Genomic DNA, 20,559 nt, shown 5'->3' on the forward strand with positions numbered 1-20,559 from the left:
GCAGGGGCAGGGTTTGCTCAGGCGGGGACCAGGGCGGCCTCGCGCAGCAGACGACGGGTGAGGGTACGGCGGTCGGCGTCGCTGTCGAGGCCGGGGAGGTCACCGACGCGGATCGCCTGACCGGCGAGCAGGGCCCGCACCGCGGGCTCGCACTGCGCGGGGAGGCTGATGGTCCGGTCGAACAGGCGTAGCGTCACCCGCGCCCCCTCGGCGACGAGCTGCCAGCGCAGCCCCGGACGGGCCGTGACGACGCTGTCGGCGGTCAGCGCGGTGATCGCGGCGGCCTGGGCCATCGGGCGGATCGGTGCCGGTCGCGACGCCGACCAGGCCCGCCGACGCAGTCGGGCGGCCACCGCCGCCGGGTCGGCTCGCAGCAGCCACTCCCGTAGTGCCTCGACCGTCTCGGTCAACTCCGGTTCGATGGCGTCCGGGTCGGCCACGTCAGTGCCGAACGGCAGGGTCGCCCGCAGCCGCTGATCCTCGGCGGCCAACGCAAGCAGTTCCTCGACCAGCGCGTACCGGGTCAGCGCCCGGATGCCGACGGTCAGGTGCAGTGAGCTGGACTCCTGGGCCTGGGCGCTGTGCAGCCACCCCCGGGGCAGGTAGAGCGCGTCGCCCGGTTCCAGCACCACGTCGAGCGCGGCCGGGCCCTGCGCGGTCGCGGCGACCTCGTCGGCCCGGCCGCCCCACGGCTGCCGCTCCAGCGGGTCGGGCAGCACCGGCGGGTGGATCCGCCAGTGTTTGCGGCCGTCGACCTGGAGCACGAAGACGTCGTGGGTGTCGTAGTGGGTGGCGAAGCCCTGGCTGTCCGGAGGGGTCAGATAGGCGTTGACCTGCAACGGCTGGCCGACGGCCAGACTCAGGTCCCGGGTGAAGTCGATCAGCGCCGGCCAGGTGCGGTGCAACCCTTGCAGGACCAGGGTGGCGCCGTCGGCGTACAGCTGGAGGACCTTCTCGTCGAGAACCTGGTCGTCGATCTCGGCGCCGGCACCGCCACCGCCGGTGTACCGGCCCGCCGGCAGCACCTGGCCGTCCTTGGCCACCCGCAGGAAGGGGGTACGCAGGCCACGCCGGCTGAGCAGTTCGTCGGCGTCGGCGGGGCTGAGCAGGTCGGTGAAGCCGGCCGGGTTGGGCAGCTCGGCCGCGCGGGAGAGCAGCGGAGTACGCCCCCAGTGCGCGGCGGCGAACTTCTCCGCCTCCACGCTGACGCAGCGGGCCAGGGCGGCAACAGCCGATTCCCGCTCGGCGGGCTCGTCGCGGACGGGCACGTTCGCGGACGGAGACGGAACCGCCGGGCGGCCGTGGCCGCCCGGCGGGTCGAGACGCGTCATGGCGGCCCGTTACCGCGCGGCGCCGTCGGCGCCGCCGTCGTGCTGACCCGGGGTCGCACCACCGTCGGCCGGGCCTTCGGCACTGCCGTCAGCGCCGCCGTCGTGCTGACCCGGAGTGGCACCACCGTCGGCCGGGCCCTCCGCCCCGCCGCCGCTGGTGGTCTGCATGTCATCGTCGTTGAGTGGCATCGTGCTCCCTCGGATTGACCCGCCCCCGCCGCCGTTGGTCGGGTGCGTCCTGCCGCGGGTGGTACCCCGCTGCCGATCTTCTCTAACCACACCAGGTTCCACGGTAATTGCCCGAACAGTCCGGCATGACCGGTTCACCGTTCCGTCCGGGCATCGGCGGGCGGGTCGTGAGGTGCCGGGTCAGGGCATGATCCGGGCGAGGTCGTTGGGCATGGTGTCCTTGACCTCGTCCCACTGGCCCTGGGTCACGTGCCGGCGCAGGCTGTCCAGGACCACCTGGACCACCCGCTGCGGGCCGCCCTTCACGTCGTACGGGAAGCCCTGCCGGACCTCGTAGAGGAAGTCGTCCCGGTTGAGCTTGATCGGGACGTTCTGCGGCTGCCAGCCGTCGAAGTAGACGCCGCGCAACACGATCGGCAACTGCGCGGAGAACTCGACGCTCTCCTCTATCGGCATCCGGTCACGCAGCAGGTGCAACACGGTACGCAACGCCGCGTACGACTGGTTGCGCTGCTCCTTCGACCATCCGTACGCCTGTTCGATGTCTTTCAGAATCAGGTTGGTCTTGTCCATCGAGGACTCGATCGCGGACTGGAACTGCTCAGCCATCTGTCCACCCCCACTGGTCGGTTTGCCACCGTCGATCGTCGTGACGTCGCGGCGGACCCACCGGGCCACGCCGACGCCGGATGGGACTGGCCCATCCGATCCGCGGCGCCCGGCGAGACTGCATGGACGCTCCGACGACGTGCAGCACCGCGCTCCCTCGTCGCCGCGCTACCTGCCCAGCAGTCATCGTCAACCACCTCCGTGGTGCCGCTCCGCGCGGACCATCAAAGAAGCACCGCGCCTCTGCCACCATGCTCGGCGTCGACCGGGTGAGCGGTCCTCACCCCGCCCGGGTGAAACCCGCCCGGCCGCTTCGCGTCAGGCCGGTTCGCGTCGGGCCGGGCGTGGATGACGGCTCGGCCGGGGCGCGGCCGAGCCGTCGGGGCAACGCGCGCTCCGGTCGGTCCGGGACGCGGTGCCCACCAGGATGGGTGGGGTCCGTCGCGTCCCGGACCGACCGGCGAGGATCTCGGGTCAGGCCGCCCGCCGCTCGCGGGTCTGCTTGCAGGTGACGCAGGTGGTGGCCGACGGGAAGATCTCCAGCCGTTCGACCGGGATCGGCGCGGCGCAGCCCTCGCAGAAGCCGTAGGTACCCTCCGCCAGCCGGGCCAGGGCGTGTTCGTACTGGGCCCGACGGTCCAGAATGGTCCGCAGCAGGGACTGCGCGGTATCCCGCTCGGCCGTCTTGGTGCCGCTGTCGGCCTGGTCGTCGCCGGCGGTGTCGCCGACCTCGACGAGCCGCAGCACCTGACTCTGCTGCACCGCCTGCTGGTACTCCTCGGTCAGCTCGTCGTGGCGGGCCTGCAGGGAGAGCCGGATCTGGTCGATCTCCGCCTGGGACCGGCTGGTGCCGACCGTGTCATGGACGAGCATCGCTGCCTGCCTTTCCTGGGCCATATGGTCTGCGCGGGCGGGACGCTCCGCACCCGGTCATACCGCCCAGGTTGTCGTCACCCGGGCGCTGTGAGCACCGCGTTTACCCCAAGGGGGTGGGGCTCAAACCGGGTCGTCGACGGATTCCACGAGCGCTGGGCGACGCGGGTCGTCGACCCGGACCAGCACGTCGGCGAAGCCGGCGGGCGCGACCTCGGCGGCGTACCTGTCGAACGCGGGCAGGGTCCAGGCCAGGTCAGGGTCGGTGCGTCGGCGCAGCGCCGCAGGTGACATCTCCAGGTGTACGACGACGTCGAAGGCCAGTCCGCCGCCGAGCAGGAACGCGCCGCTGACCAGCACCACCCCGCCGGGCGGCAGATCGACGTACGCGGCCCGGCTGGCCCGGTCCGTCCGGGCGTCCCAGAGCGACGGCAACACCCGGCCGGATCCGCCCGGCCCTGCCGGGTCCAGCACCTCCCGGCGCAGTCCGGCCTCGTCGACCCAGCCCTCGTAGTACGCGTCCGGATTGGTCCGGCCGCGTTCCAGGCGCAGCGAGGCGGGGCGCAGGAAGTCGTCGGCGCGTACGTGCAGCACCGGGTGGCCGAGGGCACGAAGTGGATCGACCAGGGCTTCGGCCAGCTGGTCGGGGCGGGCAGCCGGGGCTGCGTCCACCGCGACCCGCAGCCGCCCGCTCGACACCTCACCGGCGAGCCGCTCGGCCAACTCGGTGATCAGCAGCGGCGGCGAGATGGGACGCACACGCATCCGACCATGGTGCCCGTTGGTCGACACCGCCGTGCCCGTCCCGGCCGGGTGGGCCGGCTCCGGCACCCGCCCGATCCGACAACCGGTCAGCCGGCGCGGTCGAGGGTGACCCGGGCGTCGTCGGACAACCGGTAGCCGACGCCGTACACGGTGGTGACCAGCGGGACGTCCACCCCGACCTTGCCGCGCAGCCGGCGCACGTGCACGTCGACGGTACGGACACCGGCGTGCTCGTACCCCCAGACCGCGTTGAGCAACTGGAGGCGGGTGAAGACCCGGCGGGGGTTCGCGACCAGATGCAGCAGGAGGTCGAACTCCAGCCGGGTCAGTGGCAACGGCTCGCCGTCACGCAGCACCGACCGGGAGGAGGCCAGGATGTGCAGGGTGGGAATGGCGGGCGCGAGCTGCCGGGACGGCGTACGACCCGCCGGAACGCTCTCACCGCGACGCTCCGGCACGACCGGGCTGACGGTGGTGATGGTGCCTTCGCCGCGCTCCAGCATCTCCCGCGCCGCGTCGAGCAGCCGACGCGCGGCCGGCGTCAGCGACTCCTCACACGCCAGGGGTATGGAGAGGGTCACCGTGAGCACCGGGGCGACGGTGTTGGCGGGACGACGCTGACCGCCGGGAGGCCGACCGGGCACCGCGGGTTGGGACGTATGCCATCCGGCGCGCGACGAAGCGGGGCTGACCGACATGGTCCTCCTTGGCTGGTCCGGGCTTTCCCCACGGCCCCGGGACGCCGCTCTATCGATGCTTCCCGGCGCCTGTGCGAGGGTCAAGGGGCGACTGCGTTGCATGAATGTGACAATTGACCGACACATCGGAGCCGTCCGCTCGCTCTGCGTACGAGGCCAGATGATTACAGCAGAGTCGCCAAGTTGACCTGATACGGGGGGTGGCCGATGCCGTTTTGGACATCCCGGGCGAGATGCGCGCACCCGGCGTGACGTCGACTGTTCGCGCTCCCATGACAAGGCCGTCACGCGAACGGGACACCCGCGCCGACTCACGAGGCGTCCCCGCGAGTCGTCGCGGGGGTCTGCGTGAGTGTGCGCGCGGGTGCCCGCCCCGTCCGGGTTTCAGCGTTCGACGATCACCTGCGCGTCGTCGGCGAGGCGGTAGCCGACACCGTGGACGGTGGTCAGCAGCGAGGTGCCGCCCAGCTTGGCGCGGAGTCGACGGACGTGCACATCGACGGTGCGGGCCACCGCGTGGTCGTAGCCCCAGACCGAATGCAGCAGCTGCAGCCGGGTGAACACCCGTCGTGGCCGCTCGGCCAGGAACAGCAGCAGGTCGTACTCGATTCGGGTCAGCGGGATCGTCCGGTCACCCTGGAGTACGGCACGCGGGCCGGTGAGGATCCGGACCAGGTTCGGGTCGGTCGCGGCGGGGGCCGGAGCGTCGGAGCGGGACAGTCGTGCTTCACCCGACTCGACGATCTCCCCGAGGAGCTCGAACAGCCGGTTCAGGCGTGGGCTCACCTGGCCGGACGCGAGGTCGACGGTGATGGTCAGGGTCGGCCGGGTACGCGGTCGCGCCAACCGGGTCCGGCTGGTGTGACGGGGCGGGTGCTGGCGCGGGCCGAGAGCGACGACGGACACGGTGACCTCCTGGGACTACCGCAACGCCGGGTGGGGCGTGGCGGTTCAGTGGTACGCCCGGCCGGCGGTCGCCGGGGGCGCGAGAGTGGACGTTGCGGGTGGCGCGGTGGGTCCGAGCACCGGCAGGCCGGCTATCTGCCAGGCGGCGAATCCGCCGACCACGTCGGTTGCCCGGTGCAGCCCGAGATCCTGGAGCGAGGCGGCGGCCAGTGACGAGGTGTAGCCCTCCTGGCAGAGGACCACCACGGACAGGTCGTAGCCGACCGCCTGCGGCAGCCGGGCCGGACACCGGGGGTCCAGCCGCCACTCCAGGACGTTGCGCTCGATGGCCAGCACGCCCGGCACGGTGCCGTGTGCGGCCCGTTGCGCCGCGGGACGGATGTCGACCAGCAGGGCACCGGTCCGGTACGCCAGATGCGCCTGTTCGGGGTCGAGGCGGTCGAGCCGGGCGCGGGCGGCGGCGAGGATCTCGTCGATCCCCCGCGAGCCCGCAGGTGGCACCGGCACCGGACAGCCGGCGACGGGATCGGCCTGTGACATCGGCGGTTCCTTCCAGGAAAGATCATCGGTACCGAAGGCGGGCGGGGTGACCGGTCGGCGTCTCACCATGCCACGCCGGCCTCGGCCACCTCGGCGACCAGCAGCCGGCCCTGCTCGAGGTGGTAGCGGACCATCCGGCGCAGCGCCGGACCGTAGACGTGGACGCTCACCGCCGGCTCGGCGTGCTTGTTGGTCACCATGTGCAGGTGCCGGGGGCCGAACCGGCGGCCGGAGCCGGCGGCGAGCAGGTGCGGGCGCAACCGGCCACCGCTGACGGTCTCCTCGGTGAGGGTTCCCGAAACCACCAGGAAGGCACCGGAGGAGCCGCCGTGGTCGTGCAGGTCGGTGCCCTGACCGGGTAGCCAACTCAGCGCCCACACCTCGTGGTCGTCGTGGACCGCCAACCGGGCGTACCACCGGCTGACGGGATCGAAGCACACCGGCACCGGCCAACTCGCGGGATCGGCGGCCCAGCGACGGGCGACGGCGAACAGGTCCGGTTCGGTGACGGTTTCGGAAGGCATGTGGTCCTCGCGACGGTCGTCGGCGGATTGTCTCGACCAGCTTAGAAGGTAAACCCTATAGGTTTAGTAGGCATTCCTACGATCCGGGACGACGCGGCCGAATCGTTCACCCGGACGTGGGCGGGTCGGCAAGCCCGCCGATCGGCTGGCGGCCGGTGGCGGCGCGGTGGAGCCGACTAACCTGAACCGGTGAGCGACGAACTCGACGCCGAGACCCTGGAATTCGCGCACCGGATGTTCGACCTGGCGCGCGACGGCGCGACCGCGGAACTCGCCGGGTACGTCGACGCGGGGCTACCGGTCAACCTGACCAACCACAAGGGCGACACCCTGCTGATCCTGGCGGCCTACCACGCCCACCCGGAGACGGTGCGCGCACTGCTGCAACGGGGCGCCGATCACGGCCGGGCCAACGACCGGGGACAGACAGCGTTGGCCGCGGCGGTGTTCCGCAAGAACGCCGAGGCGGTCCGCGCGCTGCTCGACGCCGGCGCCGACCCCGACGGCGGCGATCCGTCCGCGGTCGCCACCGCCGAGTTCTTCGACCTGCCCGAGATGCTCGCGCTGCTGCGGCCCTAAGGGCGGGGCCGCACCACCTCGACGGTGGGACCGTCGAGGCCGCGTACGATGTCGACGCTCGCCGACTCGCGACGGCCGGCCTCGAAGTGACGCATCAGCCGCGCGCCGAGGTGTACGCCCACCCCGCCGACGGCGAGAGCGAGCAGTTCGACGACCAGCAGCGCCGGGGTGACGCCACGGTTCGTCGCGTCCGCCCGGACCAGGCAGGAGAGCAGGAACAACCCGGCCATCGCCGCGTTGACGACGTTGAAGCTGATCGCCGTGCGGCGGGTACGGTCCGGCGGCACGTCCCACAGGTCGACCATCCCGGCCACCGCCGTCAACGCCGCCGCCACCAGAGCGGCCACCGCCGTCCAGTAGCCGACCTCGCCGAGGAAGGCCGGACCACCGACCACGTCGGCGAGGTCGAAGATGACGGCACAGACGAAGAGCCCGTACGGAAAGGTCACCAACATCGGTTGGATGGGGTGCCCCTGCACCCTTAGCCGGCTCTGCATCGTAGTCCCCCTGGGATCGGCTCAGTCCATCAGCCCAGGGTGCTACCCGGGTGCCAGCCGGGCGAAACGACACGCCCCGATCAGTTGTCCCGGGGTCGGGAGACCGTGCTGACCAGCCGCTCCGCCACCTCCCGCAACGGGATGGACAACGACGCCGCCGCGCTGCGCAGCACCTCGAGGGCCTCCTCGGCCGGGCAGCCGCGCTGGGTCATGATGACGCCGACGGCCTGGCCGATCACGCCGTCGTTGAGCAGCACGGTGTCCTGCTGCACGATCAGGGCGGCCCGCTTCTCCCGGCCGCGTACGGCCGCCAGCAGCAGACCGGCGTGCTCGGCCAGCAGCATCGCGGTCAACTGGTGCCCGGGAGTCAGCGCGTCGGACTCGGCGGCGTACAGGTTGACCGCGCCGATGACCTGGTCGTCGATGTCCACGGGCGCGGAGATCACCCCGCGTACGCCCAGTTCGCGGGCCCGGGTCGTCCAGTCCGGCCAGCGCGGTTCCGCATCCAACTCCTCCGCGCCGACCATCTCCCGGCGACGGATCGCGTCCATCGCCGGGGTGTCCGGGCCGTACCGCAGGTCGTCCAGCCCGCCCAGCCGGGGATCGGAGGCGGCCACGCCCGCCGGCTCACCGGCCCGCAGGGCGGTGAACCCGCACCAGGTGACCCCCGCGAGGGCGTCCCGGGTGATCCGGACCAGCGCGGACAGCGCCGCGTCGAAGTCGTCGACGGCGATCAGCCCGGCGGTCAACTCCCGGAGCAGGGCAGCCGTCTCCAGCACGCCGAGCGTCTCCCCCAGCGGTGCGGTCGTCTCCAGGTTCACCGGCCTGCGGCTCCGGTACGCCCGGTCAGCGTCGTCACCCGTCTCCTCCTCGGCTCGGCCCGCACACAGGTAGCCGTCCTCGACATCACGATCGCGCTACTACCCCGACGACAACGGCCGAAACGGCGCAAATCGGGGCCCCTCCCAGCGTACGGGTGCCGCCAGGAGGGGTGGACCGGACCGGACGACCTCAGCGAGAACCCCCGCCGAGGCGGCGGCCGACGGAGGCGATCAACCGGTCCAGCTCGGAACCGAACGGGTTGTCGTGCACCAGGTACGTCCAGGTGGCGCTGGGCCGGACCAGTTCCGTCGAGTCGGGCTCCCAGTCCTCGTCGAACTCGGTCTCGGCGAAGGTCTCCAGCGTCCGCGCCTCGATCGCCGGCACCAGTTCGGTGAACGCCGGAACCGCCGCCCGGTGGAACTCGTCCAGCGGATCGAGCCGGCCCAGGGCCCGCAGGTGCACGCCCTCGCGGACCTCCGACAACTCGGCCAGGTGCGAGGCCCAGAGCCGGTCGAGGTGGTAGAGGGCGATCGACCGGGCCACCCGGGCCAGCAGGTCCTCGTCCATCTCGCCGGCCTTCTCCGGCATCTTGTCCAGCAGCATCAGCGCCGCGACGTCGCTGGTGAGCAGCCGCTCCCGCCGCTCGGCGAGGGCCTTGCGCTGCTGCTCGATCACCACGCTGTAGCGCCAGGTGTTGCGGTGGATCTCGTGGTTGACCCCTTCCGCGACCCGCTGGGCGTGCTCGACGGCGTAGTCCACCTGCGGATCGGTGACCAGACCGTCGGCGTTCATCCGGGGCGACGGCGGCACCGAGTCACCGGCGTGCCGGACGACGAGGTCGTCCTCCAGGCTGACGAAGAAGACCGACCCACCCGGGTCACCCTGACGACCGGCCCGGCCGCGCAGCTGGTCGTCGACGCGACGGCTGTCGTGTCGACCGCTGCCGATCACGTAGAGACCACCCAGTTCGGCCACCCGATCCCGGTCGGACTGGTCGCTGCCGCCGAGGCGGATGTCCACGCCCCGGCCCGCCATCTGGGTGGAGACGGTGACCGCGCCGAACGCGCCGGCCTCGGCGATGATCGCCGCTTCCTCGTCGTCGTTCTTGGCGTTGAGCACCACGCACGGCACCCCGGCGGTGTTGAGCCCGGCGGCCAGCTGCTCGGACTCCTTGACGTCCAGCGTGCCGACCAGCACCGGACGCCCGACGCTGTGGCAGCGCTGGATCTCGTCGATCAGCGCCTCCTCCTTCTCCGCCCGGGTGGCGTAGATGCGGTCCGGCTCGTCGACCCGCACGCACGGGGTGTTCGGCGGGATCACCGCGACCTCCAGGCCGAAGAACTCCCGCAGCTGGTCGCCGACGAGCACCGCGGTGGCGGTCATGCCGCAGACGATCGGGTAGAGCCCGACGTACGCCTGCACGGCGATGGTGCCGAGCACCTCGCCCTCGGCGGTGGCGTCGAGCCCCTCCTTGGCCTCCACGGCCGCCTGGAGCCCGTCGGGCCAGCGGCGCCGCTGGGCGACCCGCCCCCGCATCTCGTCGATCAGTTCGACGGTGCCGTCCCGGACGATGTAGTCCACGTCCCGGTGCAGCAGGGCGTGCGCGTGCAACGCCACGTTGACCGCCGAGAGCTGCTCGACGTTCTCCTCGTCGTACAGGTCGATGCCGAGCTTGGCCTCCACGGCGGCCAGGCCGGCGGAGGTGAAGGCGACACTGCGGCCGTCCTCGGCCACCGTGTAGTGCCGGCCCTTGCGCAGGCCACGGACGAGCGCGGCGGCGGTGTGCACCGGGTCCTGCTCGCCGGGGACCGAGCCGGCCAGGACCATCGGCACCCGGGCCTCGTCGATGAGGATGGAGTCGGCCTCGTCGACGATCGCCGTACGCAGCGGGCGCTGCACCCGGTCCTCGATGTCGGTGACGAGCTGATCGCGGAGGAAGTCGAAACCGGCCTCGCTGACCGAGACGTAGGTGACGTCGCAGGCGTACGCGGCACGCCGCTCGACCGGGGTGGACGCCTCGTTGACCCAGCCGACGGTGAGCCCGAGCAGGGTGTAGATCGGCTCCATCCACTGGGCGTCGCGGCGAGCCAGGTAGTCGTTCACGGTCAGCACGTGCACCGGCCCGTTGCCGAGCCGGACGTGCCCGTACGCGGCGATCGCGGCGGTGAGCGTCTTGCCCTCACCGGTGGCCATCTCGGCGACCTTGCCGGACAGCAGCGACATGGCACCCAACAGCTGGACGTCGTACGGACGCTGGTCGATGCCTCGACGGGCGGCCTCGCGGCCGAGCGCGCAGATCTCCTCGTAGCTCGTCGCCGTGGCCGCCGCCTCGGTGAGTTCGGCGTCGTCGAACGCCGAGATCTCCTCCTCGCGGGCCTCGATGACCGGCAGCAGCTTCTCCAGCGGGGCCAGATCGACCGTCGTCCCCGGGCGTTGGAGGAACCGGCGGAACCTGGTCTTCAAGCGTTGCGACACACCCATGAGCCGCAACGGTACGCGACCGGGGCGATCTTGAACGTCCCACCCGCCCCGTTCCGACATCGCGGGAGGTCGATCGAACGCAATCAAAGGTTCATCGGACGGGAACGGGGACGGCGCACGGTGCTGATCAAGCTGGAGAGCGATCCGGTTAGCGTGCGGGGTGCTGGGAAAGTCGACTCCCGGTCTTCCCGCAGACGAGGGGGTGCCTGTGCGCAACGACGAATCTCTGGTCTCGCCGGTGGTGGAGGCCTGGGCCACCTACCGAACCACCTCGGCGGCCGACTGGCCGACCCGACGCCTGCTGCGGGCCAAGGGAGACAGCCGGGTCAGCGTGGTGCTGCCGGCGCGCAACGAGGAGGCCACCGTCGGAGCGATCGTGGCCACCATCCGCGAACACCTGATGGACCGGGTGTCCCTGGTCGACGAGTTGATCGTGGTCGACTCGCGGTCCACCGACCGCACCGCGGCGGTGGCCCGGGCCGCCGGTGCCGAGGTCGTCAGCCAGGACGTGATGACCCGGGGGTTGCCCCAGCTGACCGGCAAGGGCGACGCGCTCTGGGCGGGTCTGGCGGCGGCGGAGGGCGACGTGGTGGCCTTCGTCGACGCCGACCTGCGCGAGTTCCGACCGCACTTCGTCACCGGGCTGCTCGGCCCGCTGCTGACCGACCCGTCGGTCGATTTCGTCAAGGGCTTCTACCACCGGCCCCTGGTGAGCACCGGCGGCGTGGAGGCCGACGGCGGTGGCCGGGTCACGGAGCTGATGGCCCGGCCGATGCTGAACCTGTTCTGGCCGGAACTGGCCGGGTTCGTCCAGCCGCTCGCCGGTGAGTACGCCGGCCGCCGGGAGGTGCTGGCGCGGGTGCCGTTCGTCTCCGGCTACGGCGTCGAGACCGCCATGCTGATCGACCTGCTCGAACTCGTCGGGTTGGACGCGCTGGCCCAGGTGGATCTCGGCGAGCGCAAGCACCGGCACCAGGACACCGCCGCGCTGGGCCGGATGGCCGCCCAGATCATGCTCACCGCCTGGTCCCGGTTGCAGCGCCGAGGCTGGGCGAACCCGGACATGCTGCCCACCGCCCTGCTCACCCAGTTCCGTCGGGGCGGTTCCGAGGCGCTGCCGAACCTGGACCGGGAGATCGTGGTCAGCGACGTCGCTGTGGAGGAACGGCCCCCACTGGCGCAGCTGCGGCACCAACTGCCACGCCGTCGGGTCGCCGCGGCGTGACGCAGGCCGCCCCGGTCGCGGCGTTTCGCCCGGTCAACCGCCGGGTACCTGCCTGGCTCTGCGGACAGCGCCGAGACGAGGGCGGAGATGGCGAGCCGGATCACCTGCCAGGTACACGACGGAGCACCCGCCGTCGTGCGCCTCACCGGCACCCTCGACATCACCTCGATGCGCCAGGCGTACGCGTTCCTGGAGGAGTGCCTGGACCGGCAGCCGGACGCGTTGGTGGTCGACCTGACCGGGCTCGCCGTGCGGGACCACCTGGCGGTGTCCGTCTTCGCGGCCGTCGCGCGCCGCGCCGCAGGATGGCCGGTCGTGCCGCTGGTGCTCTGCGCGCCGCACCCGGACGCCGCCGCGCTGCTGGCCGACTCGACGGCCTGCCGGGTGCTGGCGGTGCGGGACAGCTGCGACGAGGCGAGCCGGGTGGCCGACGCCTCCGCCGTGACCCGTCTGCGGCTGCGCCTGGATCCGGTGGCGACGGCCTGCCGGCGGGCCCGGGAGCTGGTGACCGACGCGTGTGCCCGGTGGAACCTGCCCGAGGCGGTCGGCCCGGCCTCGGTGGTGCTCAGTGAACTGGTCGGCAACGTGGTCCGGCACGCCGGCACCCCGATGCAGGTGACGGTGACCCTGCACCGACCCTGGCTGCACCTGGCCGTGGTCGACAGCAGCAGCGCCGTGGTCCGGCCGAGCAAGGCCGGGCAGCGCGACGAGGGTGGCCGAGGGCTGCTGCTGGTACGCGAGCTGGCCGACCGCTGGGGCAGCGCCCCGGCCGGCGACGGAAAGGCCGTCTGGGCCACACTACCGGCGAATTGACCGAAATTAGCCCTCTCGCCTGGTTACATGGTCGACGGGGTGGGTAGCCACGCCTGTCCCTATCCGTCGTCAGCGGGGTGAGCGCTCATGCCCAAGCGGGTATCCACCGAACCCGGACAGGACCGGGGGCCGGCCATTCTCGCGCCGGCCCGGTTCGGCGGTTATCCCGGACCGCTGCGCCGGCCGCTGCCGGGCGGCAAGCTGGTCAGGTTCCTGGCGACCACGGACCACAAGCAGATCGGTCTGCTCTACCTGCTGACCTCGTTCGGCTTCTTCCTGCTCGCCGGGATCGAGGCCATGCTGATCCGGGCCGAGTTGGCCCGGCCGGGTCTGCAGTTCCTCGCCGCCGAGCAGTACAACCAGCTGTTCACCTCGCACGGCGCGGTGATGCTGCTGCTGTTCGCCACTCCGGCGGCGTTCGGCTTCGCCAACTACATCGTGCCGATCCAGATCGGCGCGCCGGACGTGTCGTTCCCCCGGCTCAACGCGCTCGCCTACTGGCTCTACCTGTTCGGCGGGTTGATGGTGGTCAGCGGGTTCCTGACCCCGGGCGGCTCGGCCGACTTCGGCTGGACCGCGTACACCCCGCTGAGCACCAGCGAGCACTCCCCCGGCGTGGGCGCGAACCTGTGGGTGATCGGGCTGGTGGTCTCCGGTCTGGGCACCATCCTCGGCGCGGTCAACCTGATCACCACGATCCTGACCCTGCGCGCGCCGGGCATGACCATGTTCCGGATGCCGATCTTCACCTGGAACATGCTCTTCACCAGCGTGCTGGTGATCCTGGTCTTCCCGCTGCTGGCCGCCGCGCTGCTGGCGTTGAGCGCCGACCGGCTGCTCGACGCGCAGGTGTTCAACCCCGACACCGGCGGGCCGATGCTCTGGCAACACCTGTTCTGGTTCTTCGGCCACCCCGAGGTCTACATCATCGCGCTGCCGTTCTTCGGCATCATCACCGAGGTCATTCCGGTCTTCTCCCGCAAACCGATCTTCGGCTACACCGGTCTGGTGCTGGCCACCGTCACCATCACCGTGCTGTCGATGACGGTGTGGGCGCACCACATGTTCACCACCGGCCAGGTGCTGCTGCCGTTCTTCAGCATCCTCAGCTACCTGATCGCGGTGCCGACCGGCGTGAAGTTCTTCAACTGGATCGGCAGCATGTGGAAGGGCCAGCTCACCTTCGAGACGCCGATGCTGTTCTCCATCGGTTTCCTGGTGACCTTCCTGCTCGGTGGGCTCACCGGGGTGCTACTGGCCAGTCCCCCGGCCGACTGGCACACCCACGACAGTTACTTCGTGGTGGCCCACTTCCACTACGTGGTCTTCGGCACGGTGGTCTTCGCGCTCTTCGCCGGCTTCTACTTCTGGTGGCCGAAGATGACCGGGCGGCTGCTCGACGAACGGCTCGGCAAGCTGCACTTCTGGAGCATGTTCATCGGCTTCCACGGCACCTTTCTGGTGCACCACTGGCTGGGCAGCAAGGGTTTCCCCCGGCGGTACGCCGACTATCTGCCGACCGACGGGTTCACCACGATGAACACGGTCTCCAGCATCTTCTCCTTCGTGCTGGGGGCGTCCACCCTGTTCTTCATCTACAACGCCTGGAAGTCCTGGCGCTACGGCGCCGAGGTGACGGTGGACGACCCCTGGGGCTTCGGCAACTCCCTGGAGTGGGCCACCACCTGCCCGCCGCCGCTGCGCAACTTCGACCGGATGCCCCGGATCCGCTCGGAGCGTCCCGCGTTCGACGCCAAGTACGGCGAACTCGTCTCCGACCTGGGCCGCGACCTGCCACAGCGGACCACCCGGCCGCCGCAGGACTTCCGCGACGAGATCCACCGGGAGACGCACGTGCCGGAGTCACCGAGCGCCGAGGGCGCGCACGGCGCGCGGGAGGCGGTCGCGTACCAACCGGCACCGCAGTCCGGCGCCCGGCCGGTGGAGGTGCCGGAACCCGAGGAGGTACGCCGGCCCAGCTTCGAGGGGACCGACGAGCCGGAGGGAAACCCGCTGGACGCGCAGCGCGAGGAGTCCTCCGACCGGTGGCGGCATCCGCGTGGCCCCGGGGACACGCCGGAGAACTGACCGACGGACACGCGTCGGGGCGGCACCTGTCGGTACCGCCCCGGCGATCCGCTCAACGACCCCGCACCGGGGCCGTGGCGCGCGACGGGTTGACCGCCTCGGACTCGGCGGGACCGTTCTGCCAGGGTGGCGGCGCGTCGGCGAGCATCGCCTGGCGCAGCCAGGTCAGCGCCCGGGACAGCAACCGCGACACATGCATCTGGGAGATACCGAACCGGGCGGCGATCTCGGCCTGGGTCTGGTTGCCGTAGAACCGCATGGCCAGGATCCGCCGCTCCCGCCAGGGCAGCCGGTGCAGCAGGCCACTGACGGTCACCCGGTCGTCGACGGACTCCAACGCGAAGTCCGACTCGCCGACGAGGTCGCCGAACTCCGCCGAACTCTCCCCGCCGACGGGCGCGTTGAGCGATGCCGGGCTGTAGCCGGCGGCCGACTCCAACGCGGCGAGGATCTCCGCCTCCGGCGTCTCCAGCCGCTTCGACAGCTCGGCCACGGTCGGCGCCCGGGACAGCTCGCTGGTCAGCGCCGCCGTCGCCTGCCCCACCTCGAGGATCAGGTCACGCAGTCGACGGGGCACGTGCACACCCCAGGTGCGATCCCGGAAATGCCGCTTGATCTCACCCACGATGGTGATCGCCGCGTACGCGGTGAACGAGCCGCGTTCCGGGTCGTACCGGTCGACCGCGTTGACCAGCCCCAGACGGGCCACCTGTTCCAGATCCTCCAGCGGTTCCCCGCGCCCCCGGTAACGGCGGGCCAACCGGCCCGCGAACGGCAACGCGAACCGGACCAGGTCGTCGCGTGCCTCCTGGCGACGCTCCGGCGGCAGGCCCTCGATGCGCGCCGCGTACGCCAGCGCCGCCGCGTCGAGATCCTCCAGCCCCCGATCGGTGGGTGGTGGTGTGGTTGTGGTGGTCTGTCCGAACATCCGCGCCTCCCTCGGGAAGGACCCCGCCCGGATTCACCGACACCGGGCACGCGCGTGGGCACGCACGGGCCTGTGAGTGGGTTACGTACTGGGATGCCAGCGGGTGACGGCGCCACGCCGCGCTAGGTGATCAGCCCGTCGCAGCCGGCGGTGTTCCCGCTCCGTAGGTACTCAATCACGGGATCACGGGTTCGCGAGGATGTTTCGCCAGCTGGGTCTCAACAGATCAGCAGGCCGTGGTGCCGACCGCTGTCGCGCAGTGCGGCGAGCGCCTCGGCGGTCCCGAGCGGGGCCGGGTTGGGCAGGTCGTACGGCTGGGCGCGGAGCACCTCGGTGGCCCGTCGGGTGGGTACCGAGGTGACCGGGTAGCCGCGCGCCGAGGCGCGGTCCAGGGCCCGTCGCCGCCGCCCGAACCCGGCCACCGCCAGCCACTGCGGCAGACCCGCCAGCGCCGGTGAGCGTACGCCCGGCGGCTCCGGCAGCACGTCGACCGAGGTGAACGACTCGCTGCCGGCCAGCCACCACTCCACCTGCTCGACGCTGCGCCGGGTGGCGTTCTCGCACCAGTAGGGCACCAGCCCGGCCCGGAGCACCTGCCACGGGTCGAGCAGCCGACCGCACTCGACCACCAGGCGGTCACCGGTCTTGCCGGCCGCGCGCAGCCAGCGCCGGTACAGGTCGGCGATGGCCGCGCTGAGCGCCTCCGGGGCGGGTACCAGGATGCGGTGCAACGGGTGGCCGTGCCGCGAGGTCCAGTCCCGTACGCCCTGGTCGAAACCGGACTCCACGCCGTGTTCGGCGATGGCCGGCGGCGCGGAGATCTCCGGCGGGTCCCATCGGGTGCTGTCGCCGCCGGCCGAGCGCAGCACCTGCCGCAGCGCGTGGCTGTCGGGGTGGAAGTCCACCGGGGTCAGGCCGCTGGCCGGGCAGCCGAGCTGGAAGCTGTGGCCGTCGGCCGCGTCGACCACCGGCCAGGTCCGGGTGTCCCGCAGCATCAGCACCGGCGCGCCGGGGGTCAGCCGGTCGGCCAGGAAGCTGCGGTACGCCGTCGGCAGCGCCTGCCAGCGACCGGTCAACGCCACCGTCGCCCCGGCCAGCGCGCCCCGGCTGGCCGGGCAGTGCACCTGCCTCAGGTGCAGGTCGGGGTTGCCGGCCAGCAGTCGCCCGGCGAGCGCCGCACCGTGGTCCAGGGCGGCCCGGGGTTGGTCCACCGCGCCCTGCGGCCAGTGCGCCACCATCTCGAACCCGGCGGGCAGCCAGGGCATGCCCAGCGCCACCGCCAGGTGTGCGACACCGCCGTGCGGGGAGCCCAGCAGCACCCCGGGATACCGGCGACGCGGGTACTGGTCGACGAACCAGCGGGCGACCCGGCCGGCGTCGACCTCGGCCGCCTGCCCCGCGGTGAGCGCGATCCGGCCGGCGGAGCGGATCGCCGCGGCCCGCCGCACCGGGTCGGGCGTGCCGGCGAACCGGGACACCGGCCCGGCGTGTCCGAGGTCGGCGCAGTCGCTGCCACGCAGGGCGCGGGCGGTGGCCGCGACCAGGGTGCGGGCGGTGCTGTCGGCGGCCACGACACGGTCGCCGGCCATGCCGGCCCCCGCCGCCGTCAGTCCCGGGCGCACCTTGCGCCCCGGCTCCACCTTGCCTCGATCGCTCACCACGCGGCCCGGCTTCCCGCCACGATGCGGGTTAAACAGGGCATCTGCCCACCTGACGGCATCAATCAGGGGATCTTGTCCGTTCCCGACAAGAACGGCCAGCCCGCCATCGTCGGCCCACCACCGGTCAGCACCATCGGGGATGGCTCCGGCGGCGGCGAGGCAGCAAGGTCGCAGATGGTGCCGCCGGAGCGGTGGCTCAACGCGTCCGTCAGCACCTCCAGCACGGACGGCCGGTCGGCGTTCAGCGCCTCGTCCCAGGCCGCGCCGACCAACTCCGGCCGGTCGACGCGTACCCCGTGCAGGCCGAGTAGCCGGGCCCAGCCGGCGTAGGGGACGTCGTCGGTGACCGACCGGGCCGGATCCAGGTGCCGGGGATGACCGGAGCGGCTGTTGCAGACCAGCACCACCAGGCGCGGGTCCGGCCACGCCGGTCGCCGCCGGGCGACGGTGACCAGCTCCGCCAGGCCCTGCGCGCGCATCCCGTCGTCGGCGACCAGGGCGACCACCGGCCGGTCGGGGGCGGCCAGCTTCACGGCGACGGCGTACGGCAACGCGCCACCGGGCAGCCCGGCCGGACCCACGACGGCGACCTCACCGGGTGCCCCCGGGGGGTGCGCGAGGCGCAGGGTGCCGTCGACGACCACCGTCGCGGTCGGCGGCAACCGGGTGGACAGCTCGTCGAGCACCAGCCGCGCCGCGAACCCCGGGGACCCGACCCGGGCCCGGCCGTCCGCCGGCCGGTACGGCAGCACCAGGCCCACCGGGCCGCCACCGCGCGAGGCGGCACGCAGCGCCTCGTCCATCGCCTGGGGCACGCGCACCGGGTCGGTGGCGAACCGGACGTCGTGGCACACCTCGGCGAGCAGTCGGGTGGTGACACCCACCTCGCCACCCGGGACCGGACCCGGCTCGGCGACGACCGCGAGCACCGGCAGGTGGGCACGGCGGGCGGCGTCGAGCCCGGCGAGCAGTCCACCGGCGCACGTGCCGCCGGCCGCCAGGCAGACACCCGGGTCACCGGTGCGGCGGGCGTGTCCGGCCGCCATCAGCGCGGCACTCTCCGGAGTGCGGGCCGGGACGAACTCCGGGTCGCCACCGGTGGCGTCGAGCGCGTCGACAAGTGCCGTGACCGGCGCCTGCGGATGACCGAAGACCCGGGGAATCCGCCCGGCCGACAGCCCGCTGACGACCGCGTCGGCGATGCTCGGCTCAGGCACCGCCCCGGCCCGGGGTGACCGGGTCGACGTAGCGCAGCACCGCGCCCACCCCGTCCACCAGTTGCGGCGCCTCGTCCGGACCGAGCACGGTCAACTCGGCGTCGGTGCCCACCAGGGCACGCACCAGCGCCGCGTCGGTCCGGACCCGCTCCGGTTCGGCGACCGTGGGCAGTTGACCCGGATCGGTGGCGATGTCGGTGGCCGCCGGGCCGATCCAGAGTTCACCGTCGGCCGACGGGTCGTCGACGATGAGCATGGTGTCGACCTGGTTGCGCTGCAACGCGGCCACCACGGCGTCGAGGCCCATGCCGACGTCCTCCTGCGTGCCGAAGCGGTCCAGGGCCGCGTGCACCCGCTGGTCGGCCACCTCGGCGATGGTCTGCACGGTCAGGTCGTCCAGCAGCGTCTGGTCGGCTCCACCGGCCCGCGAGCCGGCGTCGGTGCGTACCACCATGTCCTGCCAGCGGTCCGGCATCTGGGCGGCGATCATGCCGGTGGCGCGGACGTCACCGGCCACCACCACCACCTCGGCGCCGACCCGCTCGGCCAGCTCGACGGTCGCGGCGGTGACGTCACCGGCGTTGTGATGCCACGCCTCCATCGCGGCCCGCTGGTAGCGCGACTGGGACCAGCCACCGGGCTGGACCCGACGCAGCGGGTAGCTCTCCCGACCGGTCACGTGCGCCCGGCGCGGCACCCCACCGGCGCTGACCGACATCGCGTCGGCGCCGGTGCGGTCGGCCAGCACCCGCACCCACGCGACCTGCTCACCCCGTTGGGCCAGCAGCGGCATCACGTGCGGCAGCGGATCGTAGGAGGCCAGGTCCCGACGCGGCGGGGCGGACAGGTACTCGGAGAGCACCACCTGCCCGTGGGTGCCGAACACGGCGAGCCCGTAGTCGCCGGGCATCGGGTCGTGCCCTCGGACGACCCGGTCGATGGCGGCGAGCGTCGGCTCGTCCGCCCCGTGCTCGGCCAGTTGCCGTTGCAGACCGCGCCAGCGCAGATCGAGCGCCGCGTGCGCGTCCTCGGTGTCCAGTGAGGCGTCCAGGTAGACCGAGCACCACGGGCCTGGACGCTGGTACAGCGGGCGCAGGAAGGACAGCTGCATGCTCGACCCCTTTCCAGCTCGGCCCACCGCTTACCCGCCCCGTCGGGCTTGTCACCTGCCGGCAATCGCGTGACCAGTTTTCATTCACGTCGTTCAACCTCGAGGATCGATACGATCTGTAGGCACACGTGGACTCTGGGTGGTGACATGGACGCGACATCGTACTCCCGGCGCAGCCTGCACCCCACCGGGCGGATCCTCACCGCGCAGATCGTGCGTCTGATGGACGGCTATCCCCGGGAGGTGCGGGTGGGGCAGCCGGTGCTGGTGTTGGTGCTGGCGGCTGCCGGGGTGGCGGGCCTGCTCGCCCGGCTGGTACGCGCCGTGCTCTCGGCGGGCTCCGGCACCGGTCGGCGCAGCTTCAAGGAGCTGAAGAAGGGCCCCGAATACCTGGTCACCCCGGTCCGCCTACGGGATGCCGACGGCCGCCTCTACGAGGTGGAGCTGCACGGGCACCTGCCGCAGAGCGCACTGCATCCGGCCGACCACGTCCAGCTGACCCTGCGCGACCAGGGTGATCCCGACCTGGCGCCGAAGATCGAACGGATCGTCAACCTGACCACGGGGCAGTTGCTCCGGCCGCGTACCGCCACCATGTGGTCGCACCTGGGGCCGCCGCTGTTGCTCCAGGCGGTGCTGGGCGTGCTGGTCATCGCCACGGTGGCCGCCTGCACTGCGGTGAGCTGAGCCGCGGCGTCGGCG

At 72.2% G+C, this 20,559-nt stretch carries 21 protein-coding genes; 5 read left to right on the top strand and 16 right to left on the bottom strand.

Annotated features, from left to right (window positions below):
• Positions 1-17: 17 nt before the first annotated feature.
• From ACLQ2S_RS12185 to ACLQ2S_RS12225, 9 genes are all read right to left on the bottom strand, one after another.
• Positions 18-1,331: a cupin domain-containing protein gene (locus ACLQ2S_RS12185; protein WP_155216753.1), complete on the bottom strand. Its 1,314-nt coding sequence runs from the start codon at positions 1,329-1,331 to the stop codon at positions 18-20.
• 9 nt (positions 1,332-1,340) lie between these two features.
• The gene (locus tag ACLQ2S_RS12190; protein ID WP_425701785.1) at positions 1,341-1,520 is read right to left on the bottom strand and encodes a hypothetical protein; all 180 of its coding nucleotides are present in this window, start codon (positions 1,518-1,520) and stop codon (positions 1,341-1,343) included.
• Positions 1,521-1,700: 180 nt separating this feature from the next.
• Positions 1,701-2,129 carry a DUF2267 domain-containing protein gene (locus ACLQ2S_RS12195; RefSeq protein ID WP_155216755.1) on the bottom strand — a complete coding sequence of 143 codons (429 nt, stop codon included), beginning with the start codon at positions 2,127-2,129 and terminating at the stop codon, positions 1,701-1,703.
• Between the two features lie 474 nt (positions 2,130-2,603).
• Complete coding sequence (locus ACLQ2S_RS12200) at positions 2,604-3,002, bottom strand: TraR/DksA family transcriptional regulator (RefSeq protein ID WP_155216757.1); 399 nt, start codon at positions 3,000-3,002, stop codon at positions 2,604-2,606.
• 123 nt (positions 3,003-3,125) lie between these two features.
• A complete protein-coding gene (locus tag ACLQ2S_RS12205; protein WP_155216759.1) occupies positions 3,126-3,767 on the bottom strand; it encodes a uridine kinase in 642 nt (213 codons plus the stop codon).
• Positions 3,768-3,853: 86 nt separating this feature from the next.
• A complete protein-coding gene (locus ACLQ2S_RS12210; protein WP_155216761.1) occupies positions 3,854-4,465 on the bottom strand; it encodes a winged helix-turn-helix domain-containing protein in 612 nt (203 codons plus the stop codon).
• 384 nt (positions 4,466-4,849) lie between these two features.
• Complete coding sequence (locus tag ACLQ2S_RS12215; protein ID WP_309223045.1) at positions 4,850-5,371, bottom strand: winged helix-turn-helix domain-containing protein; 522 nt, start codon at positions 5,369-5,371, stop codon at positions 4,850-4,852.
• A 45-nt stretch (positions 5,372-5,416) separates the two neighbouring features.
• Positions 5,417-5,911 carry a rhodanese-like domain-containing protein gene (locus ACLQ2S_RS12220; protein WP_155216763.1) on the bottom strand — a complete coding sequence of 165 codons (495 nt, stop codon included), beginning with the start codon at positions 5,909-5,911 and terminating at the stop codon, positions 5,417-5,419.
• A 62-nt stretch (positions 5,912-5,973) separates the two neighbouring features.
• Complete coding sequence (locus ACLQ2S_RS12225) at positions 5,974-6,435, bottom strand: cysteine dioxygenase (protein ID WP_425701700.1); 462 nt, start codon at positions 6,433-6,435, stop codon at positions 5,974-5,976.
• A 189-nt stretch (positions 6,436-6,624) separates the two neighbouring features.
• Here ACLQ2S_RS12225 and ACLQ2S_RS12230 point away from each other — a divergent pair, with 189 nt between their 5' ends.
• Positions 6,625-7,014, top strand: coding sequence for an ankyrin repeat domain-containing protein (locus ACLQ2S_RS12230; protein WP_309223046.1), 390 nt, complete (start codon positions 6,625-6,627; stop codon positions 7,012-7,014).
• On the opposite strand, the gene ACLQ2S_RS12235 is transcribed toward ACLQ2S_RS12230, so the two are convergent.
• The 3 genes from ACLQ2S_RS12235 to secA2 all read right to left on the bottom strand — a co-directional run bounded on the left by ACLQ2S_RS12235 (position 7,011) and on the right by secA2 (position 10,814).
• Positions 7,011-7,511 (bottom strand): DUF2231 domain-containing protein, encoded by a 501-nt coding sequence (locus tag ACLQ2S_RS12235; protein WP_155216767.1) that lies wholly within the window; start codon positions 7,509-7,511, stop codon positions 7,011-7,013. The two genes, ACLQ2S_RS12230 and ACLQ2S_RS12235, sit on opposite strands and share 4 nt — an antisense overlap.
• 80 nt (positions 7,512-7,591) lie before the next feature.
• Positions 7,592-8,332, bottom strand: coding sequence for a GAF and ANTAR domain-containing protein (locus ACLQ2S_RS12240; RefSeq protein WP_309223047.1), 741 nt, complete (start codon positions 8,330-8,332; stop codon positions 7,592-7,594).
• 190 nt (positions 8,333-8,522) lie between these two features.
• Positions 8,523-10,814, bottom strand: a complete 2,292-nt coding sequence (secA2, locus tag ACLQ2S_RS12245) for an accessory Sec system translocase SecA2 (protein WP_425701701.1) — start codon at positions 10,812-10,814, stop codon at positions 8,523-8,525.
• A gap of 241 nt (positions 10,815-11,055) precedes the next feature.
• Between secA2 and ACLQ2S_RS12250 the strand changes: the two genes are divergently transcribed.
• The 3 genes from ACLQ2S_RS12250 (at position 11,056) to ctaD (ending at position 14,940) form a co-directional block, all read left to right on the top strand.
• A complete protein-coding gene (locus ACLQ2S_RS12250; RefSeq protein WP_309223058.1) occupies positions 11,056-12,039 on the top strand; it encodes a glucosyl-3-phosphoglycerate synthase in 984 nt (327 codons plus the stop codon).
• Positions 12,040-12,126: 87 nt separating this feature from the next.
• Positions 12,127-12,852 carry an ATP-binding protein gene (locus tag ACLQ2S_RS12255; RefSeq protein ID WP_155216773.1) on the top strand — a complete coding sequence of 242 codons (726 nt, stop codon included), beginning with the start codon at positions 12,127-12,129 and terminating at the stop codon, positions 12,850-12,852.
• Positions 12,853-12,939: 87 nt separating this feature from the next.
• Positions 12,940-14,940, top strand: coding sequence for an aa3-type cytochrome oxidase subunit I (ctaD, locus tag ACLQ2S_RS12260; RefSeq protein WP_155216775.1), 2,001 nt, complete (start codon positions 12,940-12,942; stop codon positions 14,938-14,940).
• 52 nt (positions 14,941-14,992) lie between these two features.
• Here ctaD and ACLQ2S_RS12265 read toward each other — a convergent pair whose 3' ends face one another.
• The 4 genes from ACLQ2S_RS12265 to ACLQ2S_RS12280 form a co-directional block, all read right to left on the bottom strand.
• Entirely contained in the window at positions 14,993-15,868 is an 876-nt protein-coding gene (locus tag ACLQ2S_RS12265; RefSeq protein ID WP_155216777.1) for a SigB/SigF/SigG family RNA polymerase sigma factor, read from the bottom strand.
• 218 nt (positions 15,869-16,086) lie between these two features.
• The gene (locus tag ACLQ2S_RS12270) at positions 16,087-17,457 is read right to left on the bottom strand and encodes a hypothetical protein (RefSeq protein WP_155216779.1); all 1,371 of its coding nucleotides are present in this window, start codon (positions 17,455-17,457) and stop codon (positions 16,087-16,089) included.
• A gap of 134 nt (positions 17,458-17,591) precedes the next feature.
• Entirely contained in the window at positions 17,592-18,746 is a 1,155-nt protein-coding gene (locus ACLQ2S_RS12275) for a thiamine pyrophosphate-binding protein (RefSeq protein ID WP_155216781.1), read from the bottom strand.
• Positions 18,739-19,857, bottom strand: a complete 1,119-nt coding sequence (locus ACLQ2S_RS12280; RefSeq protein WP_155216783.1) for a Vms1/Ankzf1 family peptidyl-tRNA hydrolase — start codon at positions 19,855-19,857, stop codon at positions 18,739-18,741. The genes ACLQ2S_RS12275 and ACLQ2S_RS12280 overlap by 8 nt, the downstream gene beginning before the upstream one ends.
• Before the next feature lie 147 nt (positions 19,858-20,004).
• Here ACLQ2S_RS12280 and ACLQ2S_RS12285 point away from each other — a divergent pair, with 147 nt between their 5' ends.
• Positions 20,005-20,544, top strand: a complete 540-nt coding sequence (locus ACLQ2S_RS12285) for a hypothetical protein (RefSeq protein WP_155216785.1) — start codon at positions 20,005-20,007, stop codon at positions 20,542-20,544.
• Positions 20,545-20,559 lie beyond the last annotated feature (15 nt).

It is taken from the genome of Micromonospora sp. DT48 (assembly GCF_049844495.1).
In the GTDB taxonomy this organism is placed as follows: Bacteria; Actinomycetota; Actinomycetes; order Mycobacteriales; family Micromonosporaceae; genus Micromonospora.

Bases quoted from the DNA above. Each gene is read 5' to 3' on its own strand.
- secA2 (WP_425701701.1), bottom strand. From the start codon at position 10,814: ATGGGTGTGTCGCAACGCTTGAAGACCAGGTTCCGCCGGTTCCTCCAA.
- ACLQ2S_RS12225 (WP_425701700.1), bottom strand. From the start codon at position 6,435: ATGCCTTCCGAAACCGTCACCGAACCGGACCTGTTCGCCGTCGCCCGT.
- ACLQ2S_RS12270 (WP_155216779.1), bottom strand. From the start codon at position 17,457: ATGGCCGGCGACCGTGTCGTGGCCGCCGACAGCACCGCCCGCACCCTG.
- ACLQ2S_RS12185 (WP_155216753.1), bottom strand. From the start codon at position 1,331: ATGACGCGTCTCGACCCGCCGGGCGGCCACGGCCGCCCGGCGGTTCCG.
- ACLQ2S_RS12265 (WP_155216777.1), bottom strand. From the start codon at position 15,868: ATGTTCGGACAGACCACCACAACCACACCACCACCCACCGATCGGGGG.
- ACLQ2S_RS12280 (WP_155216783.1), bottom strand. From the start codon at position 19,857: ATGCAGCTGTCCTTCCTGCGCCCGCTGTACCAGCGTCCAGGCCCGTGG.
- ACLQ2S_RS12220 (WP_155216763.1), bottom strand. From the start codon at position 5,911: ATGTCACAGGCCGATCCCGTCGCCGGCTGTCCGGTGCCGGTGCCACCT.
- ACLQ2S_RS12195 (WP_155216755.1), bottom strand. From the start codon at position 2,129: ATGGCTGAGCAGTTCCAGTCCGCGATCGAGTCCTCGATGGACAAGACC.
- ACLQ2S_RS12235 (WP_155216767.1), bottom strand. From the start codon at position 7,511: ATGCAGAGCCGGCTAAGGGTGCAGGGGCACCCCATCCAACCGATGTTG.
- ACLQ2S_RS12190 (WP_425701785.1), bottom strand. From the start codon at position 1,520: ATGCCACTCAACGACGATGACATGCAGACCACCAGCGGCGGCGGGGCG.
- ACLQ2S_RS12200 (WP_155216757.1), bottom strand. From the start codon at position 3,002: ATGCTCGTCCATGACACGGTCGGCACCAGCCGGTCCCAGGCGGAGATC.
- ACLQ2S_RS12255 (WP_155216773.1), top strand. From the start codon at position 12,127: ATGGCGAGCCGGATCACCTGCCAGGTACACGACGGAGCACCCGCCGTC.
- ctaD (WP_155216775.1), top strand. From the start codon at position 12,940: ATGCCCAAGCGGGTATCCACCGAACCCGGACAGGACCGGGGGCCGGCC.
- ACLQ2S_RS12205 (WP_155216759.1), bottom strand. From the start codon at position 3,767: ATGCGTGTGCGTCCCATCTCGCCGCCGCTGCTGATCACCGAGTTGGCC.
- ACLQ2S_RS12285 (WP_155216785.1), top strand. From the start codon at position 20,005: ATGGACGCGACATCGTACTCCCGGCGCAGCCTGCACCCCACCGGGCGG.
- ACLQ2S_RS12210 (WP_155216761.1), bottom strand. From the start codon at position 4,465: ATGTCGGTCAGCCCCGCTTCGTCGCGCGCCGGATGGCATACGTCCCAA.